The organism is Pseudoalteromonas citrea (assembly GCF_000238375.3).
GTDB classification, from domain to species: domain Bacteria; phylum Pseudomonadota; class Gammaproteobacteria; order Enterobacterales; family Alteromonadaceae; genus Pseudoalteromonas; species Pseudoalteromonas citrea.
The window spans coordinates 122,058-136,481 of record NZ_AHBZ03000022.1; the positions used below are offsets into that span (position 1 = coordinate 122,058).

The following is a 14,424-nucleotide window of genomic DNA, read 5'->3' on the forward strand; positions in this document are numbered from 1 at the left end:
ACTATAAACTCAGGAAAGGAATTAAGGTTCACACTTGATTAGACAAAAGTACGCTAGCGCATGCTAACGTACTTTTTGATCTCCTTTCACAGTAACTCTGGCTTCTATCTGCTTGAAGGTTTAAAATACGCGCTTAAATTAATTTTCATCGGTAGGTATACACACCTACTCTCTCATTTGGCGGTTTAGTATGGCTGAAACAGCACGCGGTAATTTATTTATATTGTCAGCACCTTCAGGTGCGGGTAAATCAAGTCTCATTAATGCATTATTGAAAATCCATGATGATATAAAAGTCTCTGTTTCTCATACAACTCGAAGCCCTCGACCTGGTGAGAAAAATGCTGAGCATTATCACTTTGTCGATGTTGAACAGTTTAAAAGTCTGATTGAAAAAAATGACTTTTTCGAATGGGCACAGGTATTTGATAATTACTACGGCACTTCAAAAGCGGCTATTGAAAATCAGTTAAGCCACGGTATTGATGTATTTTTAGATATCGACTGGCAAGGTGCACAGCAAGTCCGTGAACTTGTACCTGATGTAAAAACAATCTTTATCTTACCACCATCTCGTGCTGAATTAGAGCAGCGTTTAAATAACCGCGGCCAAGATTCTCAAGAGGTAATTGCAGATAGAATGGCACAAGCCAAATCTGAAAGCTCACACTATGCTGAGTTTGACTATGTGCTAGTCAATGATGACTTTGATACCACGTTAAAACAACTTGAAAGCATTGTGCTAGCAGCTCGGTTAGAACTTAGCGCACAGAAAGTACGTCATCATCCCCTCATTTGCGATCTTTTAAACTAAAATCGAGATAAATTTTAACCACCCACTTGGCGAAATGGCTCGTGTGCAGTAAACTAGCCTTTTGGAAATGAATAACTTTGGAGTGCTTCGATGGCTCGCGTAACTGTAGAAGATGCAGTAGATGCAATTGGTAACCGTTTTGATTTAATCTTGGTAGCGGCGCGTCGCGCTCGTCAAATCGCTGTAGGTGGTAAAGACCCTATGGTTGATCCTGAAAACGACAAACCAACGGTTATCGCTTTGCGTGAAATTGAAAAAGGCTTGGTAGACAGCTCATCTCTTGATCTAATTGATCGTGAAGAGCAACAAAACCAAGAAGCAGCTGAACTTGCAGCTGTAGCAGCAATTGTTGGCGGAAACAGCTAATAACCTGCAAATAGAATACGACAATGCCAGCACTTATTGCTGGCATTGCTGTTTTTAATATCGAGAAATTACCCATATTACCTTGGATCCCTCATACTTTTATTTATGTAATCACCATAAAGTCCCAACTAGCCGTTGGTTTATCTTGAAATTCATCGTATATTCGTAACATATCTATTACTTCACTGGAACATCGGAGTGTGAATGTACCTTTTTGAAGGCCTAAAAAAGAAAATCTCTGAGTACTTACCGCCAGCCGACGTTGAGCTTGTACAAAAAGCGTATGTCGTTGCACGTGAAGCTCATGAAGGACAGACCCGCTCAAGTGGCGAACCTTACATCACTCACCCTGTTGAAGTGACTCAGATCCTTGCAGGTATGAAGCTTGACCATGAAACTCTCATGGCAGCACTGATGCACGATGTCATTGAAGACACTGATTTTAGCCAACAAGATTTGGCTGAGATATTTGGCAGTACTGTTGCTGAATTAGTCGAAGGCGTCAGTAAACTTGATAAATTGAGTTTTAAAGATAAAAAAGAGTTTCAAGCTGAAAATTATCGCAAAATGATCATGGCGATGACACAAGATATTCGCGTGATCTTGATTAAACTGGCCGATAGAACGCATAATATGCGCACGCTTGGCGCACTGCGTCCTGACAAGCGCAGACGTATTGCGCGTGAAACATTAGAAATTTTCGCCCCTATTGCTAACCGGCTCGGTATCCATGATATCAAAAACGAGTTAGAAGACCTTGGCTTTCAAGCACTCTACCCAATGCGGCACCGCGCGCTAAAATCTGAAGTGGCTAAAGCACGTGGCAACCGCAAAGAAGTGATCAGTAATATACAAACAGAAATTGAATGCCGCTTAAAAGAATCCGGTATTGAAGCCTCTGTCAGTGGTCGAGAAAAACACCTTTATAGTATCTATCGTAAAATGCTCAATAAAGAGCTCTTGTTTACAGAAGTAATGGATATTTATGCGTTTCGTATCAATGTAAATAGCATGGATACCTGCTACCGCGTGCTCGGGGTTGCTCATAACCTTTACAAGCCTATAGAAACCCGCTTCAAAGACTATATCGCTGTACCTAAAACCAATGGTTATCAATCACTACATACTTCATTAGTCGGCCCTCACGGGATCCCTGTGGAAATCCAAATCCGTACACTCGATATGGATCAAATGGCTGATATGGGTGTTGCCGCGCATTGGATGTATAAAAAATCTGGTGATAGCGCTGGGAATACCGCTCAACAACGTGCTCGTCAATGGATGCAAAGCTTACTTGAACTACAGCAAAGTGCTGGATCTTCGTTTGAATTTGTAGAAAACGTTAAAACAGAGCTATTTCCTGAAGAGATTTATGTATTCACGCCTGATGGCCGAATAGTCGAACTGCCTATGGGAGCGACCGCCGTCGACTTTGCATACGCTGTTCATACTGATGTTGGCGATACCTGTGTTGGAGCCCGCGTTAATCGTAAGCCTTACCCATTAAGTAAAGCACTTGATACCGGCCAAACAGTAGAAGTGATTACCAGTTCTGGCGCACATCCAAACGCAACATGGTTAAACTTTATCGTTACCGGTAAAGCGCGCTTAGGTGTGCGAAATTATCTCAAGAGCCAACATCAAGAAGAGGCTATATTGCTGGGTCGTCGACTTCTAGACTCCGCATTAGGCGAACAAAAACTGGATGATATCCCCTCTGAGCAAGTCGACTTGGTGCTAGAAGAGCAAAACCTATCCACTTTGCTTGAATTGCTTGTAGAAATCGGTAGCGGTAATATCATGAGTGTGCTGGTCGCAAAGCGTTTATTGCAAGCCGATGAAGGCCTAGAAAATATCGCTAAGCAAGCTAAAGCCGCCATCATAGGTACCGAAGGTATGCTGGTGAATTACTCTAAGTGCTGCCGACCTGTGCCTGGAGATGCAATTACGGCCTATGTAAGTCAGGGTAAAGGCCTAACGGTTCATCGCCAAGAATGTAAGAACATTAAAGGTTGGCAAAATGAACGTTCAAAATATGTCATCGTAAAATGGGAAGATAACCCAGAAAAAGAGTATATCGCGGCCTTACGAGTAGAAATAATTAACCATCAAGGTGCACTGGCGAAACTCACCAACGTGGTTGCAACCACCAACGCAAATATCGTTGAGATTGCAACTGATGAGAAAGAAAGTAATTTATACATTATAGACTTAGGCGTCACTGTAAAAGATAGGATTCATGTTGCTAATATCATGCGTCGGATCCGAGTTATGCCTGATGTACAACGTGTATATCGTAAAAAGTAGGACACTCAATTAAATGAATAAAGTTATTATATCGACTGATCAAGCCCCCGCCGCAATTGGCACTTATAATCAAGCGGTTAAAGTGGGCACTGCGGTTTACTTATCAGGTCAAATACCGCTTATACCTGAAACAATGGAAGTCATTTCAGAAGATTTTGCAGAGCAAGCACAGCAAGTATTTAAAAACTTAACCGCTGTTTGTGAAGCCGCTGGGGGACAACTGCAAGATATGGTAAAAGTGAATATTTTCCTCACTGATCTGAGCAATTTTGCCACCGTGAACGATATCATGAGTCAGCACTTTGCCACACCTTACCCAGCAAGGGCTGCAATTGGCGTACGCGAACTACCTAAAGGCGTCCAGATTGAAATTGATGGGATCATGGAATTACCGTCAACTAATTAAACATTAGCGTAATGAAAAAACCTACCTCCTGGTGGGTTTTTTATTATCTGAACTTTGACCTTAAGCACTTGACTACATACTATTAATTAAGCACTCTGTGAATATCATGTGATTTGTTCAAAGCTTGAACGTATTTTTCACAAAAATAATAGTAAAGGAAGATACTCGTGTTTAAATTGGCACATAATGGCAATATCCTTCTTAATGTTGCGGAGCTTAACCCGCCAAGCGCTGCTTTTATTGTGGAAGCACTTGAGCGCTCGCCTTATGCTGACTGTGAAATAAATCATGAATCAATAAAAGCACATTTTACCAATGACTTCCCTGAACAGCAGCTCGTTGTTGCAAAGCAACACGATGCCACATTTTCCGTTGAAGTATCAGAAGATCAAATGCAGGCAATTGGTAAACTCAAATGCCCGATGGGAGGCAAGTCAGTCACCCTTGATGAAGCAAAAAAAGAAATCGTTAAAGCAGGGGTAAGTCGTGGCTATAAACAAGTCTACCTCGAGCAAATTTTAAAACAACAACTTGAGCTTGAGCCTGGTACTGAAACCTCAGGTATCGTAGCGCAAGGGCGGCCCCCTCAGGATGGACAACCAGCCAAACTATTACAGCATGTACAAACAGTTAAAGAGCGTTTGAAACAGCCCAAGCTACGTGAAGATGGTACTGTGGATATGCGTGATTTTGGTGCATTATCGAGTGTAGCCCCTGGGACTGTACTTATCACTCAGCGACCAGCTACCCCAGGCAAAGAAGGTTTTACTGTCGTAGGGGATTCTATAGTTCCTATACCGGGGGAGTCCTTTCAACTTATTGCCGGTGAAGGCACGCAAATATCTCCGGCCAACCCTTTAGAATTAGTAGCAACCATCGCAGGTTGCCCTTCGAGTATTCAAAATGGCATGCGTGTAGATGATGTATTTACCATAGGTGAAGTTAACGTACGCAGTGGCCATGTAGACTTTAACGGCAGTGTTATTGTTACCCATAATGTGGCTCCTGGCATGAAAGTAAAAGCCAAAGGCGATATCACTGTAATGGGTTCTGTTGAATCTGGAGAGCTTATAAGTGGAGGTAATATTGAAGTTAAACAGGCAGTTATTGGCCACTTAGATCATAATAACAATGATGAGGGCCTTACTTGCCGACTCGTGGCAGCAGGTGATATTCATCTTTCTCATGGTCAATACACCTACCTGGAAGCAAATAACGTATTTATTGATAGGCAAAGTAATCATTGTGATATTAAAGCCAGCCAACTTATTCAAGTCGGCATAGATGAGCAACCCAGGGGTAAGCTTATTGGGGGAGAAATACTCGACGCTCAAATGATCATTGCAGGGGTCATTGGCAGTGAATCGGGTGCAAAAATGTGTATTTATCTTGCTCGTAGCGGCATGAAAATCACACAAGAATCTGACAACTGCCTCAAAGCACTGAGTCAAACTGACGACCAGCTAGGAACATTACAAAAAGCGATTGAAAAAGCAGATATGCTTAAAGACTTAGACAAGAAAAAGCAATTAATGGCAAAAATTGGGGCTACTCAGCAGCATTACTGTCAACAAGCTGAAGAGTTAGAGCAGCAACTCTCTCAGCTAGAATTAAACTTACATGATTTATTAGAGCGTACTAAGTTAACCGCTAACCAAACATTAAACCCCGGTGTTGAAATTCATATTTTCGATCGTGTATACAAAACCCAACGCAGTTACCCCCCCTGCCACGCAAGTTTACAAGATGGAAAAATAGAAATCGACTTCAAAACCAATTAACCTTTACTGCCACATAACGCCCTGAAACGGCCTTGTTTCCTAAATAATTGAACTTCTTTGGTTTGGTGTGATCAGATCATAAAATGCCTTAACCCATGCCTTGAAATGAAGAAGAAAATTAGGAATTGGTCACAGTACAATCGTGCTTTAGTTCAACGCGGTAACATCAACATTTGGCTAAGTGATAGTGCCATCTCAAAGTGGCAGAATACTGAAAAGCACGGTGGCCGTGGTCGTTCAAATTACTATTCTGATTTAGCAATTGAAACCTGTTTAACCTTAAGGGCCGTATTCCATTTGCCACTCAGGGCCTTAGAAGGGTTTGTAAATTCCTTACTTACTACGATGGATACCTCGCTGCAATCACCGGGTTATAGCTGTTTATGCAAACGCAGTAAAACACTTGATGTGCAATATAGAAAAAGCGCAGGCAAAGGCTTTATAGATATTGTGGTCGATAGCACGGGCCTTAAAGTGTATGGAAATGGTGAATGGCATACAAGAAAACATCGTGCGACTAAGCGCCGAACTTGGCGAAAATGGCACTTGGCCATTGATGCGACAAGTCACGATATTGTGGGTGCTGAGCTGTCGATGGTAAATGTGTCAGATGGTGAAGCCCTTGCCGATTTAATCAGGCCACTGCGTAGGAATATAGACAGAGTCACAGGTGATGGTGCATATGACACACGCAGTTGCTATGAGGAGGTCGCAGCAAAAGGTGCGATTATGCGGGTACCGCCAAGAGAGAATGCCCAATACTGGGAAGAAGGACACCCCAGAAACAATGCCATATTTATGATGCACCAAATAGGGTTAACGCAGTGGAAAATGAATTCAGGGTACCATCTTCGTTCACTTGCCGAGACGGCGATGTATCGTTTTAAACAAGTAATGGGTGATAAGCTGAAAAGTCGTCAATTCAATAGTCAGCATACTGAAACGATGATTAAAGTGAAGGCAATAAATAAAATGAATGGGCTAGGTATGCCCAAATATCAGCAACAAAGTTAAAACTGAGAAATTGATTGGTAGTTAGCTATTTGATCAACAAGGCCCCCTGAAACCTCAAATAATTAGCATAATGCTGAAATGCGCGATGAAAGCTATTCAACAGCGCATTTTAGAGAGATTATTTCAACAACGAATCAACGTGGCTAACCACCTCTGGTGACCACACACCCACTTGTACTTGCGCAATATGTTGCTTTTGTAATAACAGCATCACTAAACGAGACTGACCAATGCCGCCGCCTATTGTTTGCGGCATACCACCTGCGAGTAATTGCTGATGCCAATCATGCTCTAGGCGTGCACTGTCATCGGTTATTTTTAATTGGCGCTGTAATGCCTCAGGAGATACGCGAATACCCATAGAGGATATCTCAAATGCATCTTCTAAAACTGGGTTCCAAACCAGAATATCGCCATTTAACCCACTGTATTTATCACACGTTGGGGTTGACCAATCATCGTAATCTGGCGCGCGAACATCATGAATTTTACCATCCCCAAGCTCGCCACCAATGCCAATTAAAAATACTGCGCCATACTCCTGCGCAATGGCTTTTTCTCGTTGCTTAGCAGTAAAGTCAGGGTACATCTGACGCAGTTCTTCACTGTGTACAAAAGTAATAGACTCAGGTAAAAACGGCGTCAACCCAAACTCACTCGCAACAGTTTGCTCTGTATGCTTAATTGCTTGATATACCTGTCTCACCGTTTGCTTTAAACCCGCTAATGAGCGCTCAGCTTGAGTGCAAATTACTTTTTCCCAATCCCACTGGTCAACATAAACAGAGTGAATCGGTGACAGACTATCTTCATCTGGACGTAGCGCCTTCATATGCGTGTATAAACCTTCACCAACAGCAAAATCATAATCAGCCAATGTTTTACGCTTCCACTTAGCCAATGAATGCACCACTTCAAACTCGGCATCTGCAATCGCTTTAACCTTTACTGACACCGCTTTCTCAGTGCCACTTAAGTTGTCTTGGATACCATCGCCCACTTTTGCCAAAATCGGCGCTTGTACTTCCATAAGTCCCAAGCGCTGCTCTAATTGTTCTGAAAATAGGCGTTTAACGCTGCTAATTTGTTGCTGTGTCTGTTGATAAGTTGTTTTCATAATCGGACCTCGTTCCCAATGTAAACCTGTTGAATTTTATTGCCTTGCGCTTCAAGGCTTAAACTCATCGTCAACAAAAACAAACAATAAATCAATATACAACAACAAAAATAACCATTACCTATGTTTTTATACAAAAAAAGAAGATATATTTTAATGAATCAATAAAACACCATGAGAAACACCTTGGATAATTATCAAATCGATAATCTCGATAAATCCATTTTGAATGCCTTAATGGAAAATGCTAGAGCCCCTTATGCAGAATTGGCCAAACGCTTCAATGTCAGTGCAGGAACTATCCATGTACGTGTTGAAAAAATGAAACAAGCAGGGATCATGCAAGGAACTCGTGTCACCATTGATGCGAAAAAGTTAGGCTATGATGTATGCTGCTTTATCGGGGTTAACTTAAAACATGCCCGAGATTACCCCGACACCATTGCACAACTAGAAAACTTTGAAGAAGTGGTTGAAGCCTACTACACCACCGGCAACTACAGTATTTTCATCAAAGTAATGACCCGTTCAATCGAGCATTTACAAGATGTATTGATCAATAAAATTCAAACAATTGAAGCCATTCAATCCACCGAAACATTGATCTCATTGCAAAACCCCATCGCCCGTGAAGTTACCCCATAATTTCGGTATAATCGGCAAAATTTTGATTCTGTGAGCAGTATAACGATGGACAATAAACGCTACCACCGCGTGAAACGCGTCTTAGATAGGCGACAAACTGATTTAACCGTTTGTTTAGATGAGGTACATAAACATCATAACCTATCAGCAATCGTACGTACTGCCGATGCCGTCGGATGCCATCATGTCCATGCCGTTTGGCCGCAAGAACAGCGCCGCTTAACCAATAATACCTCTGGTGGCAGTAAAAACTGGGTAGAAACCCATATGCACGATGATATTCATGATGCCGTTGGTGCCATTAGAGCGCAAAATCCAGACATTCAAATACTGGCCACTAACCTCAGCGACAGTGCCGTTGATTTCAGAGAAATTGATTACACCAAACCTACCGCGATTATCGTCGGTCAAGAGCGTACGGGTATATCAGATGATGCTTTGGCACATGCTGATCAACATATTGTGATCCCGATGGAAGGCATGGTGCAATCATTGAATGTATCGGTTGCTGCTGCACTCATTTTATACGAAGCACAAAGACAACGAGAAGCAGCTGGCTGCTATCAACGTAATGATATGCTTGATGAAGGTATTAAACATCGTTTATTGTTTGAAGGCTGCCATCCGATTATCGCAGAACGTTGTGTGGAGAAGGGTTTACCTTACCCTGAGTTAGATGACGATGGCGAAATTGTGGCAGACGAGACTTTTTGGAACACGCTTAAGTTTAGTACCCCAAAATAAATAACAAGGAAAAGTATGTCGAGCCCCACTTTATCAAGTTACCCAATCACTGAATTAAAAGGTGTCGGCCCCAAAGTGGCTGAAAAACTGGCTAAATTGGGTATTCGCAGTGTCCAAGACATGCTTTTTCATTTACCACTGCGCTATGAAGACAGGGCCAGAACCTACTCAATCGCGCAATTGAGCGCCCATAGCCATGTGAGCATTGAAGCGGAAATAGAGCATACACAAATTACCGTGGGCAAGCGTCGCATGTTGGTATGTCAGGTTAATGATGGTACTGGCCGTTTAACGCTGCGATTTTTTAACTTTAACGCCGCACAAAAAAATGCCATGGCGACGGGAAAAATTATCCGCTGTTTTGGTGAAGTACGCAGAGGTCGTGCTGGCTTTGAAATGGCACACCCTGAATACAGTATTAGAGAGTGCCAAAGTGAACCATTAGACCCAGAACTAAGCACCTTAACAGCGGTTTACCCTACCACTGAAGGGTTGAAGCAACTCAGTATTCGCTCTATCGCCAATAAAGCCCTTGCCCTACTAGAAAAATATCAAATAGAAGAGTACTTACCCAGTCAATATCGCCCCTCACAACTGAGCTTAACTGAGGCAGTACTTCTGCTACATAGGCCACCACAAGACATTAACCTCACAGAGCTTGAACTAGGTCAACATCCTGCCCAGCAGCGTCTGGCATTTGAAGAATTGCTGGCACAAAATCTCAGCTTGTTACAATTAAGGCAAAAAGGCCAAGCAGTTAAAGCGGTGTCTTTGCCACCAACTAATACATTTGAAGCCCAGTTTTTGGCTGAGTTACCTTTTTCACCTACCAATGCACAAAGCCGTGTTGTGGCAGAAATTAAACAAGACTTACAACAGCCATTTCCGATGATGCGACTCGTACAAGGCGATGTTGGTTCTGGTAAAACCTTGGTTGCAGCCCTAGCAGCACTCACCGCCATTGCTAAAGGGTATCAAGTGGCCTTAATGGCCCCTACCGAAATACTGTCAGAGCAACACGGTATTAATTTTACCAACTGGTTTACTCAGCTTGGTATTGAAGTGGTTTGGCTCGGCGGTAAAACCAAAGGCAAAGAGCGTGAAAAAGTACTTGAACAAATTAGTTCTGGTAAAGCGCAAATGGTCATTGGTACCCATGCATTATTTCAAGAGCAAGTGCAGTTTTATAACCTTGCATTGATCATCATTGATGAACAACATCGTTTTGGTGTTCATCAACGACTCGCATTACGTGAGAAAGGGAAGTTCAATGACTGTTACCCCCACCAGCTAGTTATGACTGCGACGCCGATTCCTCGTACCTTAGCAATGACCGCCTATGCCGATTTAGAAACGTCCGTTATTGATGAGCTGCCTCCAGGGCGAACGCCGATTATGACGGTCGCAGTGCCTGACACTCGCCGAGAGCAAGTCATCGAACGTGTAAAAAAAGCCTGTGTAGACGATAATCGCCAAGTATATTGGGTCTGCACACTCATTGATGAATCAGAAGCATTGCAATGCCAAGCTGCTGAAGATACCGCACAACAGCTCACAGAGTTATTGCCTGAACTCAAAATTGCCTTAGTACACGGCAGGATGAAGGCCAAAGAAAAACAAGAGATCATGGCAGCCTTTAAACGCGGTGATACACACGTTTTAGTGGCGACCACGGTCATAGAGGTCGGTGTAGATGTGCCAAACGCCAGCCTAATTATTATCGAAAATCCAGAAAGATTGGGGTTAGCACAATTACACCAATTACGTGGTCGAGTAGGCCGCGGGGCCATCGCATCCCACTGCCTACTTTTATATCATGCTCCTTTGTCTATCACCGCACAAAAGCGCTTAGGGGTGTTACGAGATAGTAATGACGGGTTTGTGATAGCTGAGCGTGATTTAGAAATTCGCGGCCCAGGAGAAGTACTTGGTACTAAACAAACTGGCCTTGCAGAATTTAAAATTGCCGATTTAAACCGTGACAAGGCCTTATTAAACCAAGTACGCCCACTGGCATTTACGCTGATGAAAAGCCACCCTGATAGTATTGATCCCTTAGTCAGGCGCTGGCTTGGTGCCAAGTCTGAACTGGCCATGGCATAACCACGTTAACTCGAATAACATCACTAAAAATAAAAAGCCCCAATATGGGGCTTTTTACTTGAAATGCATACCTGCAAAAAATGCGCTTATGCGTTATAGCCTTGTGGATTCCCACTTTGCCAACGCCAAGTATCTTGCATCATCACATCAATACCTCGCTCTGCTTGCCATTTCAGCTCCGTAAGTGCTTTTTCTGGGGCTGCATAACAGGCCGCGATATCACCTTCTCTGCGCGGTGAAATCGTATAAGGTACCGCTTTATTAGAAGCAGCTTCAAATGCCTGCACCATTTGTAACACAGAATAGCCGTTGCCTGTGCCTAAATTATAAATATGCACACCACTATGCCGATTTATTTGTGTCAGCGCTTTTAAATGCCCTAAAGCCAAATCTACTACATGAATGTAATCTCGCACGCCCGTGCCATCCACCGTGTCATAATCGTTGCCAAACACCCCTAGGCTTTCTAGCTTACCTACCGCAACTTGTGCAATATACGGCAACAAATTATTCGGGATACCGTTAGGGTCTTCACCAATGCGGCCAGATTCATGGGCACCCACTGGATTAAAGTAACGCAATATAGCAAAGGCCCAACGCGGGTCTGACTTAGCCACATCTTGTAAAACCATTTCAACCATTAATTTAGACGTACCATAGGGGTTAGTCGTGCCCCCCACGGGGAAATCTTCACGAATTGGTAAGCTCGCAGGATCGCCATAAACGGTTGCTGATGAACTAAACACCAACTTAAACACGCCCGCATCACGCATCGCATCCAATAACGTCAATGTGCCTTGAACATTGGTTTGATAATATTCAACCGGCTTACGAACAGACTCACCTACGGCCTTTAAGCCTGCAAAATGGATTACCTGATCAATCCCATGTTGTTGGAAAACGTTATCTAGAAAGGCTTTATCTAAAATATCACCTTGATGAAATACCACGTCTTTACCTGTAATATCTTTAACGCGGGTGAGCGACTCTGAAGATGAATTACACAAGTTATCAACCACCACAACCTGCTCACCTTCATTCAAAAGCTCTAACACTGTGTGTGATCCAATATATCCTGCACCACCTGTTACTAAAATAGCCATGCCTTGCCTTTCTTTCATCATTCATGATACTTGCTGCGTATTTTAGACAACAAGCACGTATTTTTCAGCAATAATTAACGCGTACTGCAAACAAATGCCAACTTCTCTGCACGGTAACTCAGCCGCGATATTTGTGTATTGCAATATTGGGTTAAATTCATCCATTGTGATACCGCTTTAGGAGAAGTGATAGAACGCGTATAAATACGATTATTCACCGCATAGGCAACAGTATCTCCATCAAACCAGGTATAGTCTCGAACTGGTTTCGGTAGTACAAAATGCGACGTCACTAATTGTGTTTTTGGTGAATACGTTGCTAGCCATAACTGGTTGTTTTTATGATATGTAAATGAATAAACCTGCTTAGCTTTATTAAACGCTAAGCTTCTATCAATGTCTTTGGCAACTAATTTAGGTAAATGACCATTGATATCAGTGAAGTGCAATTCATGGGGCGTGCCCAACACAAATAACATCACATCTTGATCATTACCCCATACGTGATAGCCCACAGGATCTATATGCGCCAATAGCGGCGTTGCTTTGCGAGCGCTATCAAATGGGTAAAACCAGAGCCGTTGTTTACCCGTACTTTCAACCACTATGGTTGATAAGCCATCATCGTGAGAGTACAAAGTCGGTGAATATTCAGAGACGGGGGTATTGGTCAGGTTACGCGTTTGCTGCGAGGTAAAGTCATAGAAAAACAAATCTGTTTGGCTGCCCTCTTGAGTGCTTAACTCTTTGGTAAAATACACGCCACTATCGGTTGTAAGTGGCTGATTGTGATAACTATCACCTGTAGTAATAGCTTTAACTTTAACGCCTTGTGTCGTTTTTTCCGCGATAAATAACTGACTACTTGGCATCGCCGAAATGGCGTGGGTACTGGCGAATGCGCCCCACAGTGCACTGATAAAAACTAGAACCTTCATAATATTCCCTGTCTTTTTTAGCCTATGATAACCACTTGCCAAACAAAGCACAAAGCTTGCTATCTTGTCGGCATCAGGTAACATCAATTTCACAAACGTTCCCAATTACTGAGATCATGAGGCGAATATGTCGCAAAAACACCCGATAATAGCCATTACAGGTAGCTCTGGTGCAGGTACAACCACCACCACCAATGCTATCAAACATATCTTTCGTAGTCTTGATGCTAATGCCGCATTAATTGAAGGGGACAGCTTTCACCGTTATACCCGCCCAGAAATGGATAAGCTCAAACGTGAAGCACTACAAGAAGGCAAACACATCAGCTACTTTGGCAAAGAAGCCAATGACTTCTGTGCGCTAGAAGAGTTATTTGACAACTATGGTCAACTCGGTGAAGGTCGTGTTCGCCGGTATTTGCATACTTTTGATGACGCTGTGCCGTATAATCAGCTGCCCGGCACATTTACACCCTACCAACAGCTTGATAAAAATACCGATGTGCTTTTTTATGAGGGGCTCCATGGGGGCGTAGTAACACAAGAACATGACGTTGCTAAACACGTTGATTTACTCATTGGTATGGTGCCAATTATCAACCTTGAGTGGATCCAAAAAATGATCCGTGACACCAACGAACGCGGCCATTCACGCGAAGCCGTGATGAGCTCGATTGTACGCAGTATGGATGATTACATTACCCACATCACTCCCCAATTCTCACGTACCCATATCAACTTTCAACGAGTGCCGACTGTCGACACGTCAAACCCATTTAGCGCCAAAGATATTCCCTCTTTAGATGAAAGTTTTGTGGTGATCCGCTTTCGTGGTATCGACGACGTTAATTTTCCCTATTATTTGCAAATGATTGAAGGTAGCTTTATGTCTCGAATGAACACCCTTGTGGTACCAGGTGGGAAAATGGGCTTAGCAATGGAGCTGGTATTAACTCCGCTTATCAAAGACCTATTACTCAAAAAGCGCGCCTTAGAAAGTATGGTACAGGTCGACTTACCTATTTAACCTCAGCTCTGGATAAGCGAATTTGCCCAATAAAGCTATTTTTCTCACTCTCGGCGTTG

The 14,424-nt window shown here is 42.9% G+C and carries 13 protein-coding genes; 10 read left to right on the forward strand and 3 right to left on the reverse strand.

Annotation, left to right across the window (positions count from 1 at the left end; genetic code table 11):
* Window positions 1-190: 190 nt before the first annotated feature.
* The 6 genes from gmk (at window position 191) to PCIT_RS15110 (ending at window position 6,688) form a co-directional block, all read left to right on the forward strand.
* Window positions 191-814 carry a guanylate kinase gene (gmk, locus tag PCIT_RS15085; RefSeq protein WP_010364218.1) on the forward strand — a complete coding sequence of 208 codons (624 nt, stop codon included), beginning with the start codon at window positions 191-193 and terminating at the stop codon, window positions 812-814.
* A 90-nt stretch (window positions 815-904) separates the two neighbouring features.
* Window positions 905-1,180 carry a DNA-directed RNA polymerase subunit omega gene (gene rpoZ, locus PCIT_RS15090; protein WP_010364220.1) on the forward strand — a complete coding sequence of 92 codons (276 nt, stop codon included), beginning with the start codon at window positions 905-907 and terminating at the stop codon, window positions 1,178-1,180.
* A 204-nt stretch (window positions 1,181-1,384) separates the two neighbouring features.
* Window positions 1,385-3,487 (forward strand): bifunctional GTP diphosphokinase/guanosine-3',5'-bis pyrophosphate 3'-pyrophosphohydrolase, encoded by a 2,103-nt coding sequence (gene spoT / locus PCIT_RS15095; RefSeq protein WP_010364222.1) that lies wholly within the window; start codon window positions 1,385-1,387, stop codon window positions 3,485-3,487.
* Between the two features lie 13 nt (window positions 3,488-3,500).
* Window positions 3,501-3,893 (forward strand): RidA family protein, encoded by a 393-nt coding sequence (locus PCIT_RS15100; RefSeq protein WP_010364224.1) that lies wholly within the window; start codon window positions 3,501-3,503, stop codon window positions 3,891-3,893.
* A 167-nt stretch (window positions 3,894-4,060) separates the two neighbouring features.
* Window positions 4,061-5,674 (forward strand): DUF342 domain-containing protein, encoded by a 1,614-nt coding sequence (locus tag PCIT_RS15105; protein WP_010364226.1) that lies wholly within the window; start codon window positions 4,061-4,063, stop codon window positions 5,672-5,674.
* A 105-nt stretch (window positions 5,675-5,779) separates the two neighbouring features.
* On the forward strand, window positions 5,780-6,688 hold the full coding sequence (locus PCIT_RS15110; RefSeq protein ID WP_192992810.1) for an IS5 family transposase: 909 nt from the start codon (window positions 5,780-5,782) through the stop codon (window positions 6,686-6,688).
* Window positions 6,689-6,806: 118 nt separating this feature from the next.
* Here the strand turns inward: PCIT_RS15110 and asnA are convergent, their stop codons facing one another.
* Window positions 6,807-7,805, reverse strand: a complete 999-nt coding sequence (asnA, locus tag PCIT_RS15115) for an aspartate--ammonia ligase (protein ID WP_010366587.1) — start codon at window positions 7,803-7,805, stop codon at window positions 6,807-6,809.
* Window positions 7,806-7,991: 186 nt separating this feature from the next.
* Between asnA and asnC the strand changes: the two genes are divergently transcribed.
* The 3 genes from asnC to recG are packed head-to-tail and all read left to right on the forward strand — an operon-like array spanning window position 7,992 to window position 11,297.
* On the forward strand, window positions 7,992-8,450 hold the full coding sequence (asnC, locus tag PCIT_RS15120) for a transcriptional regulator AsnC (protein ID WP_010366590.1): 459 nt from the start codon (window positions 7,992-7,994) through the stop codon (window positions 8,448-8,450).
* Window positions 8,451-8,495: 45 nt separating this feature from the next.
* A complete protein-coding gene (gene trmH, locus PCIT_RS15125; protein ID WP_010366592.1) occupies window positions 8,496-9,194 on the forward strand; it encodes a tRNA (guanosine(18)-2'-O)-methyltransferase TrmH in 699 nt (232 codons plus the stop codon).
* A 15-nt stretch (window positions 9,195-9,209) separates the two neighbouring features.
* Window positions 9,210-11,297 carry an ATP-dependent DNA helicase RecG gene (gene recG, locus PCIT_RS15130; protein WP_010366594.1) on the forward strand — a complete coding sequence of 696 codons (2,088 nt, stop codon included), beginning with the start codon at window positions 9,210-9,212 and terminating at the stop codon, window positions 11,295-11,297.
* An 86-nt stretch (window positions 11,298-11,383) separates the two neighbouring features.
* On the opposite strand, the gene galE is transcribed toward recG, so the two are convergent.
* Window positions 11,384-12,400, reverse strand: a complete 1,017-nt coding sequence (gene galE / locus PCIT_RS15135; RefSeq protein WP_010366596.1) for a UDP-glucose 4-epimerase GalE — start codon at window positions 12,398-12,400, stop codon at window positions 11,384-11,386.
* Between the two features lie 74 nt (window positions 12,401-12,474).
* The gene (locus tag PCIT_RS15140; RefSeq protein WP_040697873.1) at window positions 12,475-13,338 is read right to left on the reverse strand and encodes a hypothetical protein; all 864 of its coding nucleotides are present in this window, start codon (window positions 13,336-13,338) and stop codon (window positions 12,475-12,477) included.
* Window positions 13,339-13,465: 127 nt separating this feature from the next.
* Between PCIT_RS15140 and PCIT_RS15145 the strand changes: the two genes are divergently transcribed.
* A complete protein-coding gene (locus tag PCIT_RS15145; RefSeq protein ID WP_010366600.1) occupies window positions 13,466-14,365 on the forward strand; it encodes a phosphoribulokinase in 900 nt (299 codons plus the stop codon).
* Window positions 14,366-14,424 lie beyond the last annotated feature (59 nt).

Bases quoted from the DNA above. Each gene is read 5' to 3' on its own strand.
- recG (WP_010366594.1), top strand. From the start codon at position 9,210: ATGTCGAGCCCCACTTTATCAAGTTACCCAATCACTGAATTAAAAGGT.
- rpoZ (WP_010364220.1), top strand. From the start codon at position 905: ATGGCTCGCGTAACTGTAGAAGATGCAGTAGATGCAATTGGTAACCGT.
- PCIT_RS15110 (WP_192992810.1), top strand. From the start codon at position 5,780: ATGAAGAAGAAAATTAGGAATTGGTCACAGTACAATCGTGCTTTAGTT.
- spoT (WP_010364222.1), top strand. From the start codon at position 1,385: ATGTACCTTTTTGAAGGCCTAAAAAAGAAAATCTCTGAGTACTTACCG.
- PCIT_RS15100 (WP_010364224.1), top strand. From the start codon at position 3,501: ATGAATAAAGTTATTATATCGACTGATCAAGCCCCCGCCGCAATTGGC.
- galE (WP_010366596.1), bottom strand. From the start codon at position 12,400: ATGGCTATTTTAGTAACAGGTGGTGCAGGATATATTGGATCACACACA.
- gmk (WP_010364218.1), top strand. From the start codon at position 191: ATGGCTGAAACAGCACGCGGTAATTTATTTATATTGTCAGCACCTTCA.
- asnA (WP_010366587.1), bottom strand. From the start codon at position 7,805: ATGAAAACAACTTATCAACAGACACAGCAACAAATTAGCAGCGTTAAA.
- trmH (WP_010366592.1), top strand. From the start codon at position 8,496: ATGGACAATAAACGCTACCACCGCGTGAAACGCGTCTTAGATAGGCGA.
- PCIT_RS15140 (WP_040697873.1), bottom strand. From the start codon at position 13,338: ATGAAGGTTCTAGTTTTTATCAGTGCACTGTGGGGCGCATTCGCCAGT.
- PCIT_RS15145 (WP_010366600.1), top strand. From the start codon at position 13,466: ATGTCGCAAAAACACCCGATAATAGCCATTACAGGTAGCTCTGGTGCA.